Source organism: Dictyobacter vulcani (genome assembly GCF_008974265.1).
Lineage (GTDB): Bacteria > Chloroflexota > Ktedonobacteria > Ktedonobacterales > Ktedonobacteraceae > Dictyobacter > Dictyobacter vulcani.
Map to the genome: position 1 here is coordinate 75,866 of NZ_BKZW01000001.1, position 23,591 is coordinate 99,456.

The 23,591-nt window shown below is 48.2% G+C and carries 17 protein-coding genes and 1 riboswitch; of the genes, 5 read left to right on the forward strand and 12 right to left on the reverse strand.

Annotation, left to right across the window (positions count from 1 at the left end; all coding sequences use genetic code 11):
* Positions 1-32: 32 nt before the first annotated feature.
* Positions 33-3,347: an isoleucine--tRNA ligase gene (gene ileS, locus KDW_RS00330; protein ID WP_151754124.1), complete on the forward strand. Its 3,315-nt coding sequence runs from the start codon at positions 33-35 to the stop codon at positions 3,345-3,347.
* A 292-nt stretch (positions 3,348-3,639) separates the two neighbouring features.
* Positions 3,640-5,142 carry an amidase gene (locus KDW_RS00335; RefSeq protein WP_151754125.1) on the forward strand — a complete coding sequence of 501 codons (1,503 nt, stop codon included), beginning with the start codon at positions 3,640-3,642 and terminating at the stop codon, positions 5,140-5,142.
* Between the two features lie 66 nt (positions 5,143-5,208).
* Here KDW_RS00335 and KDW_RS00340 read toward each other — a convergent pair whose 3' ends face one another.
* From KDW_RS00340 to argC, 8 genes are all read right to left on the reverse strand, one after another.
* Positions 5,209-5,958, reverse strand: a complete 750-nt coding sequence (locus tag KDW_RS00340) for an HAD family hydrolase (RefSeq protein WP_162004834.1) — start codon at positions 5,956-5,958, stop codon at positions 5,209-5,211.
* 234 nt (positions 5,959-6,192) lie between these two features.
* A complete protein-coding gene (gene hisI / locus KDW_RS00345; RefSeq protein ID WP_233097564.1) occupies positions 6,193-7,131 on the reverse strand; it encodes a phosphoribosyl-AMP cyclohydrolase in 939 nt (312 codons plus the stop codon).
* A 10-nt stretch (positions 7,132-7,141) separates the two neighbouring features.
* Entirely contained in the window at positions 7,142-7,891 is a 750-nt protein-coding gene (gene hisF, locus KDW_RS00350; RefSeq protein WP_151754128.1) for an imidazole glycerol phosphate synthase subunit HisF, read from the reverse strand.
* Positions 7,892-7,896: 5 nt separating this feature from the next.
* Entirely contained in the window at positions 7,897-8,613 is a 717-nt protein-coding gene (gene hisA / locus KDW_RS00355; RefSeq protein WP_151754129.1) for a 1-(5-phosphoribosyl)-5-[(5-phosphoribosylamino)methylideneamino]imidazole-4-carboxamide isomerase, read from the reverse strand.
* Complete coding sequence (gene hisH, locus KDW_RS00360; protein ID WP_151754130.1) at positions 8,610-9,218, reverse strand: imidazole glycerol phosphate synthase subunit HisH; 609 nt, start codon at positions 9,216-9,218, stop codon at positions 8,610-8,612. The genes hisA and hisH overlap by 4 nt, the downstream gene beginning before the upstream one ends.
* Positions 9,215-11,560, reverse strand: coding sequence for an HAD family hydrolase (locus KDW_RS00365; protein WP_151754131.1), 2,346 nt, complete (start codon positions 11,558-11,560; stop codon positions 9,215-9,217). The genes hisH and KDW_RS00365 overlap by 4 nt, the downstream gene beginning before the upstream one ends.
* Before the next feature lie 210 nt (positions 11,561-11,770).
* On the reverse strand, positions 11,771-12,550 hold the full coding sequence (gene argB / locus KDW_RS00370) for an acetylglutamate kinase (RefSeq protein ID WP_151754132.1): 780 nt from the start codon (positions 12,548-12,550) through the stop codon (positions 11,771-11,773).
* A gap of 174 nt (positions 12,551-12,724) precedes the next feature.
* Positions 12,725-13,813 (reverse strand): N-acetyl-gamma-glutamyl-phosphate reductase, encoded by a 1,089-nt coding sequence (argC, locus tag KDW_RS00375; protein WP_151754133.1) that lies wholly within the window; start codon positions 13,811-13,813, stop codon positions 12,725-12,727.
* A gap of 699 nt (positions 13,814-14,512) precedes the next feature.
* Here argC and KDW_RS00380 point away from each other — a divergent pair.
* A complete protein-coding gene (locus KDW_RS00380) occupies positions 14,513-15,997 on the forward strand; it encodes a cation-efflux pump (protein WP_151754134.1) in 1,485 nt (494 codons plus the stop codon).
* Positions 15,998-16,386: 389 nt separating this feature from the next.
* Complete coding sequence (locus KDW_RS00385; RefSeq protein WP_151754135.1) at positions 16,387-18,603, forward strand: serine/threonine protein kinase; 2,217 nt, start codon at positions 16,387-16,389, stop codon at positions 18,601-18,603.
* A gap of 111 nt (positions 18,604-18,714) precedes the next feature.
* Here KDW_RS00385 and KDW_RS00390 read toward each other — a convergent pair whose 3' ends face one another.
* The 4 genes from KDW_RS00390 to KDW_RS00405 form a co-directional block, all read right to left on the reverse strand.
* Positions 18,715-19,734, reverse strand: coding sequence for an ABC transporter substrate-binding protein (locus tag KDW_RS00390; protein WP_151754136.1), 1,020 nt, complete (start codon positions 19,732-19,734; stop codon positions 18,715-18,717).
* Positions 19,735-20,018: 284 nt separating this feature from the next.
* Positions 20,019-20,897 (reverse strand): ABC transporter permease, encoded by an 879-nt coding sequence (locus KDW_RS00395; RefSeq protein WP_151754137.1) that lies wholly within the window; start codon positions 20,895-20,897, stop codon positions 20,019-20,021.
* A 193-nt stretch (positions 20,898-21,090) separates the two neighbouring features.
* Positions 21,091-21,253: riboswitch (FMN riboswitch) on the reverse strand.
* Between the two features lie 99 nt (positions 21,254-21,352).
* Positions 21,353-22,111 carry a PIG-L deacetylase family protein gene (locus tag KDW_RS00400; RefSeq protein ID WP_233097565.1) on the reverse strand — a complete coding sequence of 253 codons (759 nt, stop codon included), beginning with the start codon at positions 22,109-22,111 and terminating at the stop codon, positions 21,353-21,355.
* A 107-nt stretch (positions 22,112-22,218) separates the two neighbouring features.
* The gene (locus tag KDW_RS00405) at positions 22,219-22,581 is read right to left on the reverse strand and encodes a DoxX family protein (RefSeq protein WP_151754138.1); all 363 of its coding nucleotides are present in this window, start codon (positions 22,579-22,581) and stop codon (positions 22,219-22,221) included.
* Positions 22,582-22,792: 211 nt separating this feature from the next.
* Between KDW_RS00405 and cofE the strand changes: the two genes are divergently transcribed.
* Entirely contained in the window at positions 22,793-23,560 is a 768-nt protein-coding gene (gene cofE, locus KDW_RS00410) for a coenzyme F420-0:L-glutamate ligase (protein ID WP_151754139.1), read from the forward strand.
* Positions 23,561-23,591 lie beyond the last annotated feature (31 nt).

Consider the following 23,591-nt stretch of genomic DNA (forward strand, 5'->3'; position numbering starts at 1 on the left):
CGTTTGTGGCCTTGGACGCAGAGGAGGACACCGTGTCAGTAACATCGAGTGTATTCAAGCCGGTTGTCGCGGCTGATCGCGTTGACTATCCGAAGTTAGAAGGATCAATCCAGAATTGGTGGGATGAACAGAATGTTCGCCAGCAATACTTACGTCGCAATGAACATAGCGAGAAAAAATTCTCGTTTCTAGATGGTCCTATCACTGCGAATAATCCTATGGGCGTCCATCATGCCTGGGGCCGCACCTATAAGGATCTTTATCAGCGCTTTAAAACTATGCAGGGCTATCGGCAACGCTATCAGAATGGCTTCGATTGCCAGGGCCTGTGGGTTGAGGTCAATGTTGAAAAAGATCTGAAGCTGGAAACAAAAGGTGATATCGAGAAGTATGGTATCGCAGCTTTTGTGGAAAAATGTAAAGAGCGCGTCTTTACTTTTGCGAAACGTCAAACCGAACAGTCAATCCGGCTTGGCTATTGGATGGATTGGGGTAATGACTATTACACGCTCTCAGATGAGAATAACTACACCATCTGGTCTTTCCTGAAGAAGTGTCAGGAGCGCGGCCTACTCTATAAGGGACGCGATGTCATGCCCTGGTGTCCACGCTGTGCGACTGGCCTTTCAAATATGGAGATCGAGGGTGAGGGCTATAAAGAGCTGACCCACCTGAGCCTCTATGTCCGTTTCCCGCTGGTGGATCGCCCAGATGAGTATCTACTGGCCTGGACAACCACGCCATGGACGCTGGCTGCTAATGTGGCCGCAGCGGTTAATCCTGAACTGACCTATGCGAAGGTTGAACAGGATGGCGAGTATTATTATCTGGCTGAACAACTGCTCTCAGTACTGAAGGCGCTGAAAGGCCATGATAAGGGCGACTATAAGGTCGTTGAAACCCTTAAGGGTGCCGACATGGTTGGCTGGAAGTATAACGGTCCTTTTGATGAGTTGCCAGCAGAAAAAGATGTCAAACACTCGGTGGTTCCCTGGAAAGAAGCCAATGCCAGCGAGGGTACCGGCATCGTGCATATCGCTCCTGGCTGTGGTCGCGAGGACTTTGGACTTTCGAAGGAGTTAGGCCTGGATGTGGTGGCTCCGGTTGATGAGTTTGGCATCTACAAAGAGGGCTTTGACTGGCTGACCGGCAAACATACCTCTGAGGTTGGTAAACTGGTGGCCGAGAACCTGACCCAGAAGGGTTTGCTGTATCGCCCTCAGAATTACAAACACCGCTACCCTACCTGCTGGCGCTGTAAAACTGAGTTGATCTTCCGCCTGGTAGATGAGTGGTTTATCTCAATGGAGACGCTGCGCTACGAGATCATGGACGTGGTCCGCCAGATCCAGTGGATCCCGGCTTTCGGCTTCGACCGTGAGATGGACTGGTTGCGCAATATGGATGATTGGATGATCTCCAAGAAGCGCTACTGGGGATTGGCCTTGCCGATCTTTGATTGTCAGCAATGTGGGAACTTCGAGGTTATCGGCAACCGTGAGGAGTTACAGGAACGCGCAGTGGCAGGTTGGGAAACCTTTGATGGCCATACTCCCCACCGTCCATATGTCGATGAGATCAAAATCAAATGCCAGCAGTGCGGTAGCGAAGTATCACGTATCAAAGATGTTGGCAATCCCTGGTTGGATGCTGGTATCGTGCCTTTTTCAACGCTGCATTATCGCACGAACCATGAGCATTGGCAGGAATGGTTCTCGGCTGATTTTGTCACAGAGTCGTTCCCGGGCCAGTTTAGAAACTGGTTCTATTCAATGCTGGTAATGAGCACGGTCCTGGAGAAGACTGCGCCCTTTAAGACGCTGTTTGGCTATGCCACGCTGATGGCTGAAGATGGCTCACCAATGCATAAGTCAACTGGCAATATGGTCGTCTTCGATGATGCTGCGGAACGTGTTGGTTCAGATACGATGCGCTGGCTCTATGCGAATCATGTGCCAGAACAGAATCTAAACTTCCCGGCGATCCCAAGTGATAAGGATATGCAGAAGTCGGCTGAGACTGGCATGCCGGTCCGTCTGAGTGAGAAGTGGATGCTCACCCGCCGCACACTTGATAAGATCTGGAATGTGTACTGGTTCTTTGTGACCTATGCCAACATTGATCAGTTCGATCCAACCAGACATCAATTGCCTGTCGCTCGTCGCAGTGAGTTGGATCGCTGGATCATCTCAGAATTGCAGCAGACGATCCAGGATGTGACCACTGGCCTTGAGCAGTATGATACAACCAAACCAGCTGAAGCGATACAGAGCTTCCTGGAAGATTTATCCAACTGGTATCTACGCCGCAGCCGTGAGCGGATCTGGAAATCACAGTTGGACGAAGATAAAATCGGGGCTTATCTCACACTCTATGAATGCCTGACCACTATGATCACACTGCTGGCTCCATTCCTGCCTTTCCTTTCAGAGGAGCTCTACCAGAATCTGGTACGCAGCATTGATGAACAGGCTCCGATGAGCGTCCATCTCTGCGACTGGCCTACGGTTCGTGCTGAGTTCATTGATGAACAACTGACACGCGAGACCCATCTGGTAATGCGTATCGTTGGTCTGGGTCGTGCTGCCCGTGAGAAAGCGCAGATTCGTGTTCGTCAGCCATTGAATGCCTTATATGTCCACGTACCTACCGGTACCGAGGAAGAGGCGCTCAGACGGCTAAGCGATCAAGTTCTTGAAGAGCTCAATATCAAACAATTGGAGCTGATGAGCGCTGATAGTGATATGCTGGCTTATACTGTGCGACCCCAGGTCAAAGTCCTGGGACCCAAGTATGGTCCGTTGGTACAGAAAATCCTGGCCCATCTCAAAGGCCTTTCAGCCCATGAGGCTCAGGAAGCAGCGACTCAGTTACATACAACAGGGACGCTATCTTTTACGGTGGCCGATAAAGAGGTCAGTCTTTCTCAGGATGAGGTACAAATCCTCGCAACGGCACGACCGGGCTTCGTTACGGCTGAAGAGCGCGGCTATATCGCTGCGCTGGAAACGACCATCACACCTGAATTACGTGAAGAGGGTATGGTCAGGGATCTGATCCACTTTATCCAGGATATGCGTAAGAAGGCCGGCTTTAATATCGAGGATCATATCGGGCTGGCGCTCTATACGGATATCAATCTGGCTCAAGTCTTGCAACCATATCAACAGGAAATCATGGCTGAGACACTGGCCTTGAACTTACTGCTCTCCATCAGTCAGCGTGACTTTCCTTCTTTCGAGGAGGTCTATCGCGAGCGGATCTCACCTGAATCCCCCAAAAAACTGGAGGGTTATACAATCGAAATTGTGCTCGGCAAAAACGTGAGAGATGGTAGCCAACTCTAACTACACGTGGTGTTAAAAACAAGGGAGTCCTATCAAGAATATGATAGGGCTCCCTTTTTGTTATAATAATAAAATTGCAGCGATTGAATGTCTGGCCAATTTTTCTTATTTTTTATAAGCTAGCGGCATACTTGTACCCTCATTCCATTCATCGCTACATCTATGCTAAACAAAGATTCAGCACTTTATTCAACATGTAATAATTTATTACATGTTCTTGTTGTTCCTGTTATAGGTTCTATCCACTATATAGCGGGAACGTATAACTATCTATAATGGCAAAGGTACATACATGAATTTGGAAGAAGCAACGATTAAAGAGCTCCAGGAATCTATGATCCAGGGACGAATTACCTCCCGCCAGTTAACAGAATGGTATATCGAACGCATCCAGACACTCGACCAGAGTGGCCCAATGCTCAAATCAGTCATTGAAATAAATCCTGATGCTCTTACACTTGCTGATACTCTTGATCTTGAACGTAGCTCGCAGGGGCCTCGAGGTCCTTTACATGGTATTCCAGTGCTCATTAAGGATAATATTGCGACAGCAGACAACATGCAGACAACCGCGGGATCGCTTGCGCTGGTGGGCTCACGTCCAGCACGCGATGCTTTCGTAGCCCAGAAACTTCGTGCTGCAGGTGCCCTGATTCTGGGTAAAGCCAACCTGAGTGAATGGGCAAACTTGCGAGGACGCTCATCGATCAGCGGTTGGAGTGGTCGTGGTGGTCAGACACGCAACCCTTATGTCCTGGACCGCACGGCATGTGGCTCAAGTTCAGGCTCAGCTGTAGCCGTGGCCGCCAACCTGGTTGCGGTCTCTCTTGGTTCTGAGACCGATGGTTCAATCCTCTGTCCTGCCTCTATTTGCGACGTGGTTGGTATCAAACCGACAGTAGGATTAACCAGTCGTGCGGGCGTCATTCCTATCTCTCATAGCCAGGATTCAGTTGGTCCATTCGCACGAACAGTAACAGATGCGGCGATTGTACTGGGAGCAATTACTGGCGTAGATACCCGTGACATAGCCACTATAGAAAGTGAGGGCAAAGCCTACACTGACTATACGCAATTCCTGGATTCCACATCCCTGCGGGGTGCTCGTATTGGCGTCGCTCGTAAGGTCTATTTTGGCTATAGCCCTAAAACAGATCAACTTATTGAGGCGGCGCTTAAACAGCTCACAGAGGCCGGTGCAATCCTGATTGATCCCGCTGATATCCCCACAGCCAAACAAATGGAAACTTCCTCGGCTGAAAATACGGTGCTTGTCTCTGAGCTAAAAATAGATCTTAATGCTTATTTAGCTGAGTTGCTCTCATCACCAGTTCATACTCTGGCTGAGGTCATTGCTTTCAACAAGGCACATGCTGATCAGGAATTAAGGCTGTTTGGACAGGAACTATTCATTGAGGCTGAAGCCACGTCGGGAGCCAATGATCCAGACTACCTCAAGGCTCTGGCTGAGAGTCAGCGCCTCGCGCGAGCAGAAGGTATTGATGCGGTAATGGATCAATATCAACTAGATGCTCTTGTCATGCCTACATGCAGTCCTGCCTGGCTGATCGATGGGGTCAACGGAGATCATTATACGGGTAGCAGTACGCAACCAGCGGCTATGGCTGGTTATCCCGCTATTAGTGTTCCTGCAGGACACGTCCAGGGGCTCCCGGTAGGCTTGACCTTTATGGGACGCGCTTATAGCGAACCGACGCTGATCAAGTTAGCTTATGCTTTTGAGCAGGCTACGAAAGCTCGCCAAAAGCCCGCATACTTGCCCACCATTGACTAACAAATGGAGAGAGAGGGAAACTGATTTTGCTTCCCTCTCTCCATTAACTCATACGTATAACCCTCTCTATTTTGAGACCGAATGATTCCATAGTTCCAGCAATGGTAGCAATTCAGCCAGTTGAGTAATAGTCGCAGTCGGCTGGATATCGCTTGATCTGGACCAGGGATTGGAGTTTTTTCTCCAGATGCCACGCATTCCAACGCCTAAAGCACCTGAAATATCGTCAATAAGGCGATCACCCACCATGACACACTGCGCAGGATCAACCTGGAGACGCTGACACACAGTCTGAAATACTTCTGGATGCGGCTTGGAATATGGTAGTTCTGAGGTGTAAACGACTTCATCCAGCAAACTATCCAGACCATGGGTAGCCAGGTCTGCGTTATGCCAGTCCGCGGCCCACCATGTATTGGAAAGTAAACCGAGACGATAACCCTGTTTCTTCAAACTGAGAAGAGTCGAGACAGAATCAGGAAAGATGATGGCCCAACCGCTAACCGCTCGTGCATAGCCATCCAGGGCTACCAGTAATTCCTGCGCATTCACCACAAAATCTAGCGCCTGAAAACCTTCCTGCACGACTTCTTGCGGCGTTGCACTACTATGCTGCGTATTTACACGTTGCCAGTGAGCCAGTTCAGCACCGCGCATGGCTTCAATATAACGCGAGCGCTCTGGCCATTGCCGCGTGGGAATAGTAGTGCAAACATAATCATATGACTGCCCCCAACGCTCAACTGCGCCAGTATCCCAATCGGGCCAATCAATGAGGGTTCCACCCAGATCAAAAATTACCGCCTGAATTGTCATTATTTTCGATCCTTCTATTTTAGGCATGCAAACTCATCAATAATATTCAATATTCCGCGAATGGCTAAGATTTTAGATAAGTGTGAAAGATGGCATATCTTTATATAAGATACAACACACCATCTTTCACTACCTTTCAAGGCAAAAAAAAAAGAGTACTATCCCACAAGATATCTTTGCATCCAACATACGGGTGGTAACGACAGTACTCTTCATACTACAATTGGTGCCTGTTTATGATTTAATCAATCCCTTATGCTTCATCTGTTCTAGATCATATTGAATCGGGGCCAGAGGGCTAATTTCCGCTGAGATACAGGCCCAACCGACAAGGGAAAAACCGGCAATCAAGCCACGGATCAGGTGAGCAGGATCATCACTTGAACATTGCTCGATACTCGCTTTGCGCAATTCGTTGACCTGCTCTTCAGTATAGTGAGCCGTAAAACCCTGTAGCATCGCCGTGTGCGGATTAAAGTCTTCATAGGCAATATGCTTGCTGGCTGCAAGCAAAAAGAGCCAGTAGTTTACCTGACTACCTTCAAGCGTGGTGTCTTCCTCTAAACCAGTATGCACATGCTCACCTTTTTGCACACCAGCCAGTTCGTCCAGTTCGTCTTTCAGGCGACCAACCAGAAAATCACGATTCTTTTCGTGCAGCAAGCGCGAGGTATTAGATGTCGCGGTGTGATCCTGGTCGCGTAGAGAAATGTAGACAGTATAAAGTTGACGCAAATCTTGCTCTAGCTGTTGGGGGGTCTCGATGCCACGATCGTCAGTTGTCATTGTTTCTTCACTCTGCTCAGTTCTATACACTTCTTCGGGATCAAAGATGCGCTCGGCCACAATCTCATAACTATCATCCGGTAACAGACGGCGATAATAACAGCTCTGGTAGCCTTCATGACAGGCGGCATCGCCATGCTGCTCGACACGGATCAACAGGCTGTTTTCTTCGCAATTGATAAAGATATCTCGCACCACCTGTACATTACCCGATTGCTCACCTTTATGCCAGATTTTGTTGCGTGAACGGCTGAAAAAATGTGTTTGGCCGCTTTCACGGGTCAGTTGATAGGCTTCCTGGTTCATAAAGGCTACCAGCAATACAACGCCCGTTTCATCATCCACAATCACTGCCGGTATCAGTCCCTGGCTATCAAAGTTCAACATGGTCGTACTACTACCCTTTTGCTTGTAAGTAGTCCTTGGCATCACGGATCCGAAATTCGCCAAAGTGAAAAATAGAAGCCGCCAGGACAGCGTCGGCCTTTCCCTGGGTCAATCCTTCATACATATGCTCTAGCGTGCCAACTCCTCCAGAGGCAATGACCGGTACGGAGACGGCAGCCGAAACTTTCGCATTCAAGATAAGATCATACCCTTGTTTGGTCCCATCCCTATCCATGCTCGTCAACAGGATTTCTCCTGCCCCTAATTCAACCCCTCGCTGCACCCATTCCAATACATCAAGTCCGGTCGAGGTGCGCCCACCATGGACATAGACTTCATATCCACTGGGCATACTCGAGTTTGCGCGGGAATCCACAGCCAGGACGATACATTGAGCTCCAAATTGTTCAGAACCAGCGGTGATCAGCTCGGGATTCTGCACAGCGGCGGTATTTAAGGACGTTTTGTCGGCTCCTGCCCCCAGCGTGGCTCGGATATCTTCAACAGAACGAATCCCTCCACCTACGGTTACGGGAATAAAGACCTGCTCGGCAGTTCGACGAACGACATCCAACATGGTTGCTCGGTTTTCATAGGAAGCCGTGATGTCAAGAAACGTTACTTCATCGGCTCCTTCTTGATTATACAGTTTCGCCAATTCTACCGGATCCCCTGCGTCTCGCAGATTGACAAAGCTAACCCCTTTGACAACGCGGCCGTTCATGACATCCAGGCACGGTATAATGCGCTTGGTGAGCATCCTTGTTACCTTTCAATTTCGCGAATAGCGGCAGCCAGATCTACTGCTCCAGTATAAATAGCTTTACCAACAATAGTCCCTTCAACACCACTACTGGCCAGTGCTTGTAGATCAGCCAGAGAACTAACGCCACCCGAGGCAATCAATGCGCTGCTGACAGCCTGTTGCATCTCGGTTAAGGCCCCTAGATTAGGACCTGTGAGGGCTCCATCACGAGAAATATCAGTATAGATGAAGCGTTTAACGCCCAGTTCACTGAGCTCACGTGCCAGATCTACGGCTTTCACTTGTGAAGTTTCCAACCAACCTGCAATGGCAACCAGTCCTTCACGGGCATCCAATCCTACCACAATGCGCTCTCCCCAACGCTCTAAAGCCTGCTGCAAGAGTTGGCGATTGGTAATGGCAATCGTGCCCAGGATTACGCGATCAACGCCCAGTTCCAGTAACTGTTCAATATGCTTCAGTGTACGCATCCCCCCGCCAAGCTCAATGTGGAGGGTTGTGGCCGCTCGAATTCGCTTGATCAGTTCAGCGTTGACGGGATAACCTTCTTTTGCCCCATCCAGATCAACCAGATGGATCCAGGAAGCGCCTGCTTCTTGCCAGCGCAAGGCAACCTGCACAGGATCAGTATCATACGTTGTTATTTGTGCGTAATCACCCTGGAACAGGCGCACACAGCGACCATCTTTGATATCAATGGCAGGTAATATAATCATTGCTTCATCCACTTCACAAAATTTTTCAGTAGTTGCATGCCCACATCCCCACTCTTTTCAGGATGGAATTGGGTTCCCCAGACCTGGTCGGTGGCGATCACACTACAATAAGGAGACCCGTAATCGGTAACAGCGGCAACTCCGTTCTGGTCTTGCGGCTCAACATAGTATGAATGCGCAAAGTAAAAGTATGCATCAGCCGGAATATCCACAAAAATCGGTTGATCGGGCTGCAAGGATTGTATCTGGTTCCAACCCATGTGCGGAATCTTGGGACCATGCGGAATGCGCCGTACCGTTCCTCGGAACAGACCTAAACCGGCAACTTCACCTTCCGCGTGATGATCTGCCAGCAGTTGCATACCCAGGCAAATGCCTAGAAATGGCTTGCCCTGAAAGGTGGCCTCACGAATAGCATTATCGAGCCTCTGTGTCGTCATACGCGCCATGGCGGATCCACCTGAGCCTACGCCTGGTAAAACGACGGCCTGCGCTTGTGCCACAACATGAGGATCATCTGTTACCTGCACCTGTGCCCCCACATGTTCGAGAGCTTTCTCAATACTATGAATATTCCCTGCACCATAATCAATAATGGCAATCATTTTATTTCCCCCTCCAGGATTGAGAGATTACCCATCTGCATCGCCTGTGAGAGTCCCAGCCAGCAGATGGCGGACGAGCGCTTTGTGTCATCAAGCAGGTTAACGGTCAACAGTGGGCAACACAATAAGGCCAGACGTATTATCTCTTCCCAGTTCTCAGGCAAGGCTTCTCGTTCGCGCAACAGCTCAATCACAGCGGGTATCAGACGGGTGCGTTTGGCGTCCAGAATTGCACGACGTACTGGTGTCAGGGTGTAGTTGTGCTCAATCATGATGCGTGAGCCCTGCACGTGTACAGAGATCTGCAGTTCTTTCTCCACCTCCTGCGGAAAATACATCCAGGTGGCAAAGACGTTATGAAAGAACGGCTTGACAATATCCAATAAAGGCGTATGACGTCCCGCAAAGGCTGGATCAAAGTATTGATAGTTTGTCTGCTGCTCTAAAAATACATTTCCAAAATGGGCGTCACCATGACCAATCACTGTCAGAACTTCCCGGACTGGCTGCAACACTTCCTGAGCACGCTCGATCAATACGCCCAGCGTTTGCCCATACTCACCTACTGCTTCACCATTAATAGTCCATTGAGAATGCAAGAGATCATTAAATGAAAGACCTTGTGCACCCTGGTCAGGTCCCGCCTGTCCAGGAAAAGGAAACCACTTGTCCTGATAAAAACTATCCAGACGGCCGCCTGTCAGGCGATGCCAGAATAGCTGGTGAATCGGAGCCTTTGCATGCTCTTCAGCACTGCTTGAAGTTAGCGTTTCCCGATATATTTTTAATAATCGCTCACACTCACGCTGCTCGGCTACAGCAAGCGATTCTACCGTTGCCTGTGACGTATCACCCGTCTCAACGGCTCGCATCAGATCAAACATTACGGGAGCAGTAATAACTGGATAAATGACCATCTGTTGGCCTTTTTGATGGACGGTACGTAATGGTCGGACAATAGTATAGCCTGCGTTATGCAGCAATTCAGCATGATAATATTCTTCTAGGATGCCTTGCTCTTCAACATGCGTTTTAAAAAAGTATTCTTCGTTTCCGAGACGATAAATACCATTGAACGAGTTGAGCGAGACAGCTTTGGGCGTCAAGCGTACTTCATCCACTACCAGATCCATATGGAGGGCAAACCAGCGTTGCAATAAGGCTTCGGCTTTCGCACGTTCCAGAAACTGCATGCGTTGAATAGTTGCCAGATCGTCCAGCCGTTGTAGCAGCTCTGGAACTCTGGTTACATCAGGCACCATGAAATCGGGCTGGCTTTCCTCTAACATACTGCGAGCTTCTTCAGTTAAAGCTCCGGTAAGAACGGCCACCACTAACGCCCCTGCGGCCTGACCACCACGTACATCACTGGTGGTATCACCAACCACAATAAAACTGCCACGTGCCAGGGCTGGCTGGTGCGGTTGATGCTGTGGATCGGCCGCCGCCAGAAATTGATAGGGATGCGGCTTGACCAGAGAGGTCGTATCGCCCTGCTCTAACAACTTCTCTTCAGCCTGCGCGACCTCAGTATGCGTCATAATATGGGCCGGATCAAAGTATTCCAGCAACCCATAATTCTGTAGAGGAACAATAGCTTCTTTTCCAGGACGCCCCGTTGCGATACCCAGAATATAGTCCTGTTCCCGCAAACTTTGCAAGGTAGCACGTAGAGTCTCGGCAGGCAATATTGGTTTTTCCAGGTAGATACAACCATAGCGTCCCGTCTGCTCAGGAACATGTCCGTGTTCCTGCAAATAGAGCTGATCGCCCAGGTATATTTCTTGAAATAATTCCTGACACTGTATCCAGAAAGGACTATAGCGCGCAAAAACATCTTCAACTGGCGCTCCCAGCAACTCACTGGCGTACTGGTTCAGCCGCTCGAAGAGCTCAAAGCTTACATAGTGCTGGAAACGTGGCTCCTCTAACAGACGATAGGAGGTCTGGTCAATCACTTTGGAGCCATCGTAGCGCGCCAGCGCTGCCCGAAACGTGGCCATCCAGTCTGGATTCCAGGGTTGTAAAGGAAGTAGACCAGAACGATCAGGTAACTTTGCTAGTAAATCTACCAGGCAGAGACAAACAGCAGCATAACAGGTGTCCCAGTTAGAATTGATAGCATGGGCCTTGAAACCGAGCATGATTGATTTGGGAAGCACTTCATGACCAAAAACATCACACTCTTCGGCATTGGCTGGCGGCACATAGGTGTCAGCAGCCTGCAAATTCCAGTATTTTTGACTATAGGCAATTTCGTGGAGGACCAGGCCTGCTGTAATCCAGTATGCCTCTTCACTTGTGATCACTCCATCTAGATCAAAGACAACGACGTTGCTCAAAATGTTCCTTTCAATCGCTCGTACAGAGCTGTGTGTTTAGAGCAATCAACAGTTTAGCCTGTTGATGTACAGCACATAACTGGTTGCTCTAGAGATAGTGTACCATTCAATCGCTGCTTTCAGCGATGCATCTTCTCTACAATATACAAACAAAAAGGGGGCAGTTCACATGTCATCTGTGACTGTCCCCTTTTTGTTTGTACAACAGGTTTAGCGGATGATCATGGTGCCAGCGCCTTTATCAGTGAATAGTTCGCGTAACAGCACATGGGAGTCACGCCCATCAACGATATGCACGCGAGGTACGGCAACGAGAGCGTCCAGGCAAGCCGTTACCTTTGGAATCATACCACCACTGATGACTCCATCATCAATCAGTTGCTTGGCCTCTGATTCTCGTAATTCTGAGATCAAACTGCCATCGGAACGACAGATACCGGCAACGTTACTTAAAAAGATGAGTTTTTCAGCGTTGAGGGCTCCGGCCAGATGAGCAGCCACCAGGTCTGCGTTGATATTTAAACAGGTACCGTCTGGCCCTTCACCTAATGGGGCAATCATTGGAATATAGCCTTCTTTTAGCAAGGCTTCCACTGGCGTCGGATCAATCGCGTCTACCTCACCCACAAATCCCAGGCGCTCATCAGCCATATGAGCTCGCACCATACTGCCGTCAGTACCACAAAGCCCAATAGCCTTTCCACCCATTTGCGAAGCCATCAGTACCAGACCCTGGTTGACCTGACCTAATAACACCATGCGCACGACGTCCAGAGTAGCCGCATCTGTAACACGTAAACCATCAATAAAACGCGTGGGCAAGTTTAATTTGGTCAGCCATTCATTGATGTATGGACCTCCACCATGGACCAACACAGGATAAGCGCCAAGCGCACGTAGCCAGATAATATCCTGTAAAACGGCACGCTGATGTTCCAGTGTGCTACCACCTAATTTAATTACCAGAGTCTTGCCTTTTAAAAAGTCGATATACGGTAGTGCTTCCCAAGCACCTGGGCAATGAGGTGATGATCGCTAATAACATCGCCCTCTGGCGTCCGTGAAAATGAAATTGCCATGAGTTAGACTCCTCAGAATGGATGATTACAAAGAATTCACTTAATCTTTTGTTTTTTAACAATTCTTCTGGGTGAGTAAGATCCTTTATGGATGTATACCTAAGGCGGCCAAACCTGTTGTTTCTGGCAATCCATAGAGTAGATTGGCATTTTGGATTGCCTGCCCGGAAGCTCCTTTGACGAGATTATCCAGGCAAGATACAACTATCAGGCGTTTCGCTCGCTGATCAACAATAGGATAAATAAAGCAATGATTACTTCCATACGTCCATTTGGTATGCGGCGATTGATCTACCACATGCACAAATGGTTCATTTTTATAATAGTTTTCATAGAGTGTGCGCACCTCGGCCGTGGTAGGCAGAGCACCGTTTTCGTCTGACTTGAGATCCGCATAACAGGTTGCCAGGATTCCACGCGTCATTGGTATGAGATGTGGGACAAACGTAATACGCAAATCGGTTGCGAATGGATGACCACCTTGTACGGCGACTGCCGTTAACTCTTGCGCTATTTCAGGCATATGGCGATGGCCGGATAGACCATACGCAGAGAGATCTTCGTCAGCTTCTGGAAAATGATAATTTGGGTTCGGATTGCGTCCCCCGCCACTGATACCTGTTTTAGAGTCAATAATCACATCAGGATTGACGATGCCAGCAGCAAAGGCTGGACTCAAACCCAGTATTGAGGTTGTGGTATGACAACCCGGATTGGCGATCAGATTGGTCTGGGGAATGTGTTCACGATACGTTTCACACAATCCATAGACGGCAGTCTCTAACAGGGCTGGCGCCGGATGGACATGCTTGTACCATTCTTCATAGATTGCTACGTCTCGTAAACGGAAATCGGCGGATAGATCGACAACTTTGGTGCCGCGCTGTAAGAGTTTGACGACGGCTTCGGCCGCCGCTGCATGAGGTAGACAGACAAAGGACAGATCGGTCTGGGCTGGCTCCTCAGTAATTATCAGGCTCGGGTTTATGGCTGGACGCTTTCCTTCCAGCAGCGGTATGCCTGCACGCAAAAAGGGAAATATCTCTTCCAGACGTTTGCCTACCATGCTGCGCCCGGTTACTGAGGTTACCTCAAAATAGGGATGCTGCGCCAATAAACGCAACAATTCTGAACCCGTATAGCTTGTTACATTTACAATAGAAACGGTCGTCATTTTACTGTCCACCTCTCAACTCAATAACAATAAAAAAAGCCTTCATCCACATGCTTATCTGCAAGGGACGAAAGCCATAAGTGCTCCCGTGGTACCACCCAGATTGTCTTCCACGTTTATCCAGGCGCTGGCTTTATAGCCGCGACTGGCTTCGTACCACATTGTAGCGAAGGTGGGAAGACCGCTCTTTCTAGCTATTATGCTGCCTGGGAGCCACCCATCTGTCCTACTTGTTCTGAGTTGATACATCATTTGTAGTCTTCCTTTTTCTGCTCGTTACTTATAAAAAGTAAAAGGCGAGAGAAAAGAGACACTTTTTTTTGATCTTTTGCTCAGGACTTTCTTCGGTCAGCCGCTCACAAAGGGGTTCTGAGGGGGTACACCATTCCGAACTCTCACCAAACGCCGGATCTCTGTTGGCTCCCAACCTCATACTGGGTTTGATCAACACGGGTCAGTCTTCGTTTATAGAGTTGTTACTGTCAAGGATAGCAGCAGAATGCGCCTCTGTCAATTATTATTTTTTATGGTACTGGTACAATCATATAGTTATTTTTGCTATATGATTGGAAGATCCTGCTACACTGTAATTTGTTCTTGCACTGACTCTTTCCATCGAGTAAAATAATGGCGGTATAGGCTTGAAACACCCTGGAAAAGGTGAAAAAAGAGTTCTGATAGAGGAGACAGTCCCTACACATGTCACTTCCTAAAAATGCTCAACGCGAAAAAACAATGGCCGCTCTTTCATCTGTATTAGCCGCCATCGGGTTGACTGGCTTAAAGATTCTGGTCGCGCTTCTTACAGGGAGTCTGGGTATCATGGCGGAAGCCGCCCATTCAGGCCTGGATCTGGTAGCGGCTTTGTTGACTTTTTTCGCGGTGCGTGTGGCTGATCGACCTGCTGATGCCAGTCATAATTATGGACATGCAAAGGTTGAGAATCTTTCAGCGTTTCTTGAAGCCTTGTTATTATTAGGGACAGCAGCCTGGGTAAGCTTTGAGGCGGCTCGACGCCTGCTGTATCATGAAGGTCATGTTGAGATAAACATCTGGGCTTTTGTGGTTATGCTGATCTCGATTGCAGTCGACATTACCCGTTCCCGCGTGCTATTACGGGTAGCAAAAAAACTTGGAAGTCAGGCACTGGAGGCGGACGCCCTGCATTTCAGTACTGATATCTGGAGTTCCGCAGTCGTCATTTTTGGTCTCCTGGTAGTTTATCTTACTGATCTGCTCCATTTACCAACCTGGTTGGCACAGGCTGATGCAATCGCCGCATTTGGGGTCTCGGGCATTGTGATCTGGGTCAGTTTGAAATTAGCACGTGAGACAATCGATGCGTTGCTGGACCGCTCTCCAGGTGCGCTGGTATCGCAAATTCAGCAACGCCTCGCTACTCTGGAAAATGTGATAGAAGTACGCCGCGTACGTGTACGACGAGCGGGCAATAAGTGCTTTGCTGATGTGATTATTTCAGCTCCACGTACACTCACATTTGATCAAACTCATCATCTGAGCGACCTGATTGAGCACGAAACCATTGCTGAAACTCGTACCTTTTCAGAGACAGGCGATATTGATGTTGTGGTACATGTGGAGCCAGTCGCATCTCCCAGAGAAACAGTCACAGACCAGATTCATTACCTGGCTGAACTTCATGGCGTACATGCCCACCATATTCATGTCCGTGAAGTAGCAGGCAAACTAGAGGCTGACTTTGATTTGGAAGTACAAGCTGATATGCATCTGGAACAAGCACATGCTGTTGCCACTCATCTGGAACAGGCACTTCTTCAAAGCATTAAACGCTTGCACCGCGTGACGACACACCTGGAAGCGCCGGACGAAAATATTGTACAGCATCAAGATGTGACGGAACATTATGGAGAGATGGCCGCACACATGTGCCGCATTGCTGATGGTATTGCAGGTGTGGGCAGTGCACATGATATCCATCTCTATCGTCCCAGTAAACAAATGGTAGAAGCCGGGGGTCATGGTACAAATGGGGCACATGAATTAGATCTTGTTCTACATACTATTTTTGATGCACACGCTCCTCTCAGTCAGGTCCATATTGATGCAGAGAAGATTAAGCGCTCTCTACGTCGCTTATATCCTAATCTTAATACGGTCATTATCCATACAGAACCACCTGAAAAAACCATTTTCCACCGCTAGCCAGGCTCTTTGAGCTCTGAAAAAAATTTCATACAATGTAGCTGTATCATGAATGTTTCGCCTATATGCTCCATACGATGGTTGACGTTCACTAAACGTCTATTATAATGAGTAAGAACAAGCACACATGTCGCCTTCTCTATCTTTTTGCTTTGATTACATCACGGGGACAGGTGTGATACCGTGTAAATGGCACAACAATTTTTAGGACCAGAAAAAATAGAGGAGCCGTTAAGGAAATCACTGGTAACTATCCGATCCAGATTGGGAGAGATCCACAAATGGACTTGCTAATGGATCGGGTCGGATATAAAGGAATGATCCTTAATTAGAAATATTTCTTATGCAAACTACCAACCTGATATATTTCATTGAGAGGAAACACGAGCGTGGTAACTGATAGCAATGAGTTACTAGGACAAGCGCTCGGAACATGTACACTCCAACGTCTCTTAGGACGCGGTGGTATGGGTGCAGTGTATCTGGCGCGACAATCACGTCCACGGCGGATCGTAGCCGTTAAAGTGCTTTTACCTGGCATCGTTCTTGATCCACGATCACACAACGAATTCCTGGCTCGCTTTCGTCGGGAAGCGGATGCTATTGCAGCTTTAGATCATATCAATATTATGCCAGTCTATGAATACGGTGAACAGGGAGAACTGGCTTACCTGGTGATGCCTTATGTCACGGGGGGCACCCTACGCGAAGTGCTGGAGAAACGTGGCATCCTTTCGCTGGAAGAAGTTGTCCCAATTATCGAGCAGGCTGCCGCCGCTCTGGATGGTGCGCATGCTCAAAGTATTGTGCATCGTGATCTCAAACCTGGCAATATTCTCTTTCATGCGGATGGTCGGATTCTGCTGGCGGACTTTGGCCTGGCCAAGGTGCTTAAAGATGTCACTGATCAAGAAAATACCCATGGACATCTTACCAGCGTTGGTACTATTGTGGGCACTCCTGAGTACCTTTCTCCCGAACAAGGTACTGGTGACACCATAGATTATCGTACTGATGTCTATTCTTTAGGTGTCGTACTATATCAGATGCTGGCTGGACGCGTCCCTTTCACCGGCACCTCACCAGTAGCCGTAGCTATCAAACATACTCTGGAACAAGCTCCCCCTATCACACGCTTTAATCCCCAGGTACCAAAAAATGTGGAAGCTGTCGTTATGAAGGCGATGGCAAAATCCCCCACAGATCGCTTTGACAGTGCAGGCCACTTCGCGCAAGCTTTACGCCAGGCTGTAGCTGAAGCGCTGGGTGATCGCTTTCCTGGTGTGGCACCATCGGCATTTGGTGAACATATCACGCCAGTTCTTCCTCTCACAATGGAGCAAGTTGTTGAGAATCCTCCCGAGAAGAAGACAGAAGACAAAGAGCAGCCAGTAGAGGCAGTGAAACCCGTTCCGCCAACAGAAAAGGATCGTGGTACACCAATAACCATGTCAACTATGTTGATGGAGGAAGATAAAAATTCTCGCCCCAATCAAAAAACGCGAGAAGCTACTCCTCATCTCTCTGAACATACACAAAATCGCTTACAGGCGTTTCCTACCGTCATCACCGCCATGGATGACACAGTTGCTGATCAACCGCGCCCGAAACCTCTCGCAGTTCCCTTACCCCATCCTTTAGATAAGCAAGCGCATACACCTGCCCAACAACAAACGAGCAGAGAACAACCAGTCAGGCGCCAGGAATATAGCACTGGACAACCCAATGAGTGGCCACGCAGATTAACAACACCTGAACCACAGGTGCAGGTATATCCCGAACATCACCAGCATCGATCTCAGCCTACCGGTCTGAGAATGCCACGCTACCTGATAATAGCTGGCGCTGCCCTGGCCCTGTTTGTTGTACTTGGCGGTCTTCTGATTTTTTTCAGTAATCAATCAGCACACACGCCAAACACGCAAGGAGCTCAACAAACAGGATCAATAGCAACCAGTACAGCGATTAGCAAGGGTACTCCAGGTGCCACCCAAACACCTGCGATAATCAACGCGACCAAACCAGAATATCCATTGCCAGTTCCCAAAGCTCCTGGTAATGGAACGTTGATCTATGGTACAAACTATCCTGGAAGTTGTGATCCTAAAGGTGGCAAATGGCAAAATCTTAATATTACAGCTGCATGTGGTCCTGATCAGTTACGGCTCTCTAATTCTGGTCAAGGCCTGGCGGGTACATTCCTGACACAATTGCCAAACAGCCAGACGTTACCAGACAGTTACTATATCCAGGTCGAGGTCAAACAAAATACCCCAGGCAGTCTTTTTGGCGTTTATTACCATAAAGCTGACCAGAGCAGCTACAATGTTATGTTTGATAATAATTCCTGGTACTCATACTTCAATAAAGCAGATGGGTCGCCAACACAAATAGCGTCTGTAGCCCTGCATGGCACAGAAATTAGTGGGCTTACGACAGTAGACATACTTGTCCAGAATAATAGCTTTACTTATTATATCAATGGTGAATACCAGGGTCACGCGAATAGTGGCTTTGGAGGAACTGATAACGGTGGTGAAATAGGCCTGACCGTCGCTCCCGGCTCAGATGTCTCTTTTCAGAACCTGGAAATCTATACAGCTTAAATTAAGTATCAGATAGAAAGAACTCCGTTCAACCTCTTATCAATTGAACGGAGTTCTTTTTAGCTGGCGTGTAAGCTATCTATTCAGTAACATTATTCTGCTAGAGCGATGTTAATTATTCGTATAAATTTGCGACAGATTATCCAGGGGAGCAATCATTTTCTGCGCCACAAGAAATTTCTCGGTCGCTTCCCAGGCTGCTTTATCATTATAGCCAGGCTTACCATTCCCCTGATAGATAGGCACGGTAGATTTGAGCACGGCCAGCGCCTGATCAGTATTCATGCCAGGGACATAACTCTTACTGATATCAACCGCCTTCTGTGGATCTGCAATCACATCTTTCAGGCCTTTAAGCGTTGCATTAACAAAAGCATGGACGGTTTGTGCTTGATTTTTATAGGTATCTTGAGTGGTAATGATTCCGTTAGAAACCAGCGGTAAATAGTCGGAGACAGCAAAGGTGCGTACATTCAAGCCATTGCGCTCCAGTTGCAAGGGTTCATTGTTGGAATAGCCCACAACAGCATCAACTTTATGTGAGAGCATAGCCGCAACCTGGTTAAAACCAATGGACTGTACCTTTACATCCGATAAACTCAGCTTACCGGCCTGTAGCAGAGCCAGAAGACCAGTATGGGTGGCACCAAAAGGCCCGGGTTCACCAATCGTGTGACCTTTCAGATCAGCCAGCGTCTTAATTGAAGAATCCTTTGGTACAATAATGCTTACTGGATATTTCTGGAAGATTGTTGAGACATCTACTGCCTGCAAACTTTTATTTTTATCGTGGGCCACCAGCAGTTCATCCCCACTGGCAAAAACAAAATTATTCTTTCCAGCAGCCATGGTACCAATTAAATCAGTCACAATACCATGATTAAAGGTCACATTAAGTCCTGCATCTTTATAATAGCCTTTACTCTGGGCGACATAAAATGGCGCAAACTGAATATCGGGATTATATCCCAGGCCAATCGAGATGCTCTTAAGTGCGTTATTTGAACCACCACCTGCATTGGTAGTATCAGAGGGAGTGTTCGCCTGTCCACAGGCTACCAGAAAGATCCCTGACAGTAATGCCAGGGATACGAATTTCAAAGTCACAGCTATACGACGATTTACTGACATCGAGGTGATTACTCCATTCAATTCGTGTAATGATATCTATCTCTCATCTGGCCGAAGCGCTCGACTGAGTTTCAATAGCACATACTCTTAAAAAGCAATCGTGAACGCCGCTCATGCGCGGCTCGCGAAAATCGCCACAACGTAGCACCGCCAGGTTGATCAGTATTACAAAAATGTCACAGCCTGGCAGGCGACTTCGCTCACACGATTGAATAGTACGCTATTCGTCTAAAGAAGGTAACAAAAAGGCAGGGCAATCTCATCCCTACCACGAATCACATCTATCAATATACTGCTTCAGCCAGCCTCACCAGTAGCCAGGTGGCACTATAATAGAGCGCAGCTAACACAGCAAGAATAATGACGGTAGCAAACATAAATGGCATGTTGTATTGGTGCAATGCTATCAGGATCAGAGCCCCCAATCCCTTATCAGGACTACAAAAGAATTCACCAACCAGTGCGCCAGTGATCGAAAGAGTCAAGCCGGTCCGAATAGCAGCCAGTACTGAGGGGAGCGCCAGTGGAAACTCAATATGTGTTAGCAATGAGAGGCCAGCAGCACCTTCCAGACGCGCTGCATCTAAAAGCTCTCGCTCAATAGTCTGTACGCCAAACACTGTATTAATGACCATGGGGAATAACACGACCAGCATACATACGATCATGACGGGCAACAAACCCATGTTAAACCAGAGGAACAGGAATGGAGCCAGCACGATGGCAGGAATAGCCTGTCCAGCGGAAAGATATGGCTGCAACATATTGGCCAAGAGACGCGATTTAGCGACTCCATAACCAAGCGGCAAGGCCACCACAACACCCAGTAAGAAGCCCAGCAGGCTTTCCTGCACGGTAATCAGAATATGTTCCCAATACAGGCCGGTAGTTAATCCATCAACCAGACTGGCAAATACGGCGGCTGGGGCGGGAAGAACAAAGGCATTAATCCGTCCGGTGGCGGTGGCTGCATACCACGCCAGCAGGAGCAGAGCACCCAGGGCAAAAGGAGGTAGCAATGCCCAGAGTTTATTCAAGGTTTTCCAGGCTGAACGCTTTTTCGCTGGCTGCCCTTGTCCATCAGCAACCTGCGTGGACCCACCATAACGATTTTTTCGCACATGTATCTGTGCGCTATCGGTTCCTGAAGTTGTAACACTCATAAAAAATGATCCCTTGGTTCTAGCTAATACTGGCGTGCGCTCGCGATAGGCTACAAAATAGTAGAGAGCGACGTCAATTCAACTAACCCAGGGGGACATATAAGGGAGATGTGATTAAACCAATGGAGATGTGCGCATATACAAAAACGCACCATCGCGCCGTCTGTTAAAAACAGACGCCAATGGCTCACATTATAACCTTCTCCCATCCGGACTATACCGTCGGCTTCGGCTTCTCACCGAATCTGTCGCTCGTTGATGTAGAAGCAATCAAAGAGAGACTCGCGGGCTCGGCCCAGCATTTATCGCTGTTCCATACCGCCGGTAGGGAATTACACCCTGCCCCGAAGGTCTTATTTGTCATAAGTATGCCACAATTAGAGAGAAATATGCAAGTGCTTCCGCAAAATCCTGAGGCTTTTCAATTCTCGGATTTTGCGGGTTATTTTGATCTATTAGCGATTTTCAGCACGATGGAATTCTTCGGCATACTCATAGCCGTATTTCTGACCAATCTGTGCATTGATCTGGCGCAGGAAATTTTCTAACTCACTAAAGCTTTCACCCACCTGGCTCACATGAGCTTTTAAAGCAGCGATTTTGTTCTCCATGACGGCGGAAATATCAAAGCTATAATTGGTTGTTGGAGCGCCTGTGATATAAACCTCGGAGACTTTGTGGGGCGAGAAACCTTCTTCTAACAATTCAGGAAAATCCCAGGGATTTTGAGAGGCGGGATAAATAGCATCCAGCGTAGCTTGTCCTGCTGCCAGGTGATCTGGATGGTAACGTGGGATGATGAGTTCAGGACTCCAGCTGCGCTCAGGTGTCTGGCAGATAACGCGTGCAGGTCGATAGGTGCGCAATTGACGCACGATATCCCGGCGTAATGCGATACCGGGCTGCAATTGTCCATCTGGATATCCCAAAAAGATTACGTCTTTTACACCCAGGATTTTCGCGGCATCGCGCTGTTCCGCCATCCGTGTCTGGCTCACCTTTCTGCGTGCCTCCTGACTGATATCAGTTGCAGCATCAGGGCCACCGCCACTGGCATCGGTACAAATCACATAGTACACATCCCAACCCTCACGCACCCAGAGTGCCACCGTGCCCGCCCCATCGAATTCTGCATCATCTGGATGGGCAACAACCACCATCGCGACCTTGTTTTGTTTTTCCTGCATAAACTGAGATTCTTCTCGTTGGCTCATCTGACATATCCTTTCAAAAAAAATGCTCGCTTGTCCGATTTTTCTGTAAGCTTTTTAAGCGGACAAGCGATACATCAATTGGTTTTTCTGTATTGTACCACCAGGGGTTAGTCGTTCTTACCTGCCAACACCAACAGCAGGCCACCAATCAAGGAAAGGTTTTTCAAAAATTGGATCTGCTGGTTGGCACGACTGGCTGGATTCTCTTCTTTCCAGAAAGGATGCCCAACGACGGTCGTAGCTGTCAATGAACCTAACAGAGCGGTAGCTGAAAGTTTGGGAAGTATACCTGCTGCCAGCGTAGAACCTGCTGCAGTCATTACTACACCATTAAGAATGGTCGCTTGCCGCGCCTGGGGCACACCAGCCGCTTCTACCATTTTTACTCGCCCACCGGGTTCAGCAAAAGTGCCAGCACCACCAACAATAAAAATAGAACCTAAGAGTAACTGTCCTAACGTCTTAAACATAGTATCCTCACAATTTTCATACGCCACTATGCTGGCATATCTATCAGGTACATCAACCAGAGCAAATAAATAATATTTGCTCTATTTATAGAGCGCCAAGCTAGCCATTATGGTTTCAACAATCCATCCGCATTCCAGATCAAGGCAGTGATCCTGTTCATGTTTGGCAGGATCTCTTCAGAAGGGATATAATAATTCCACGAGGAGGGCTATGAGCACAGAATTACGTATTATACCTATCACAGGTATCGGCGAGATTGATCCAGATGCTGATCTGGGAACACTTATTTATGAGGCACTACAACAACAACAGCTAACACTACAAACCGGTGATGTACTGGTAGTCACACAAAAGATTATCTCTAAAGCTGAGGGGCGCCTTGTAAATTTAGATGATGTTGAGCCATCAGAGTTCGCCAAAACATTCGCGGAACGTTATGAAAAGGATGCACGCCATGTTGAGGTTGTGCTGCGCGAAACGAAACGTATTGCACGTATGGATCGCGGCATCATCATCAGTGAAACCTATCATGGCTTCATTTGTGCCAATGCGGGCGTGGATGAATCCAATGTGGAAGGTGGCCAGTTTCTCACCCTGCTACCTGTCGATTCAGATGTATCAGCCAGCACGATTCGTTCACGTTTACAGCAGTTGAATGATGAAGAGCGACCAATCGAGATTGCAGTGATCGTCTCTGATACCTGGGGGCGGGCCTGGCGCAACGGACAGGTCAATATGGCTATTGGTGTCGCAGGTATGGAAGCCATGGTTGATTATCGTGGACAACGCGATGCCTATGGCTATGAATTACGCGCCAGTATGATCGCGGTTGCCGATGAACTATCTGCTGCGGCTGAACTGGTCATGGGTAAGGTTGATCAGGTACCGGTAGCGCTGATTCGTGGCTATCACTATAGTCCAGCTGCCGGAACTGTACACACATTAACACGTGATAGCGCTACGGATATGTTCCGCTAATCTCAATCAGGTAAGGTCCATAGTATTTTCA

Coding starts and splice junctions, on each gene's coding strand:
- cofE (WP_151754139.1), top strand. CDS start 22,793: ATGAGCACAGAATTACGTATTATACCTATCACAGGTATCGGCGAGATT.
- hisI (WP_233097564.1), bottom strand. CDS start 7,131: ATGTTGAACTTTGATAGCCAGGGACTGATACCGGCAGTGATTGTGGAT.
- argC (WP_151754133.1), bottom strand. CDS start 13,813: ATGACGACCGTTTCTATTGTAAATGTAACAAGCTATACGGGTTCAGAA.
- KDW_RS00335 (WP_151754125.1), top strand. CDS start 3,640: ATGAATTTGGAAGAAGCAACGATTAAAGAGCTCCAGGAATCTATGATC.
- KDW_RS00390 (WP_151754136.1), bottom strand. CDS start 19,734: ATGTCAGTAAATCGTCGTATAGCTGTGACTTTGAAATTCGTATCCCTG.
- KDW_RS00395 (WP_151754137.1), bottom strand. CDS start 20,897: ATGAGTGTTACAACTTCAGGAACCGATAGCGCACAGATACATGTGCGA.
- KDW_RS00400 (WP_233097565.1), bottom strand. CDS start 22,111: ATGAGCCAACGAGAAGAATCTCAGTTTATGCAGGAAAAACAAAACAAG.
- hisA (WP_151754129.1), bottom strand. CDS start 8,613: ATGATTATATTACCTGCCATTGATATCAAAGATGGTCGCTGTGTGCGC.
- hisF (WP_151754128.1), bottom strand. CDS start 7,891: ATGCTCACCAAGCGCATTATACCGTGCCTGGATGTCATGAACGGCCGC.
- hisH (WP_151754130.1), bottom strand. CDS start 9,218: ATGATTGCCATTATTGATTATGGTGCAGGGAATATTCATAGTATTGAG.
- KDW_RS00340 (WP_162004834.1), bottom strand. CDS start 5,958: ATGACAATTCAGGCGGTAATTTTTGATCTGGGTGGAACCCTCATTGAT.
- KDW_RS00405 (WP_151754138.1), bottom strand. CDS start 22,581: ATGTTTAAGACGTTAGGACAGTTACTCTTAGGTTCTATTTTTATTGTT.
- KDW_RS00380 (WP_151754134.1), top strand. CDS start 14,513: ATGTCACTTCCTAAAAATGCTCAACGCGAAAAAACAATGGCCGCTCTT.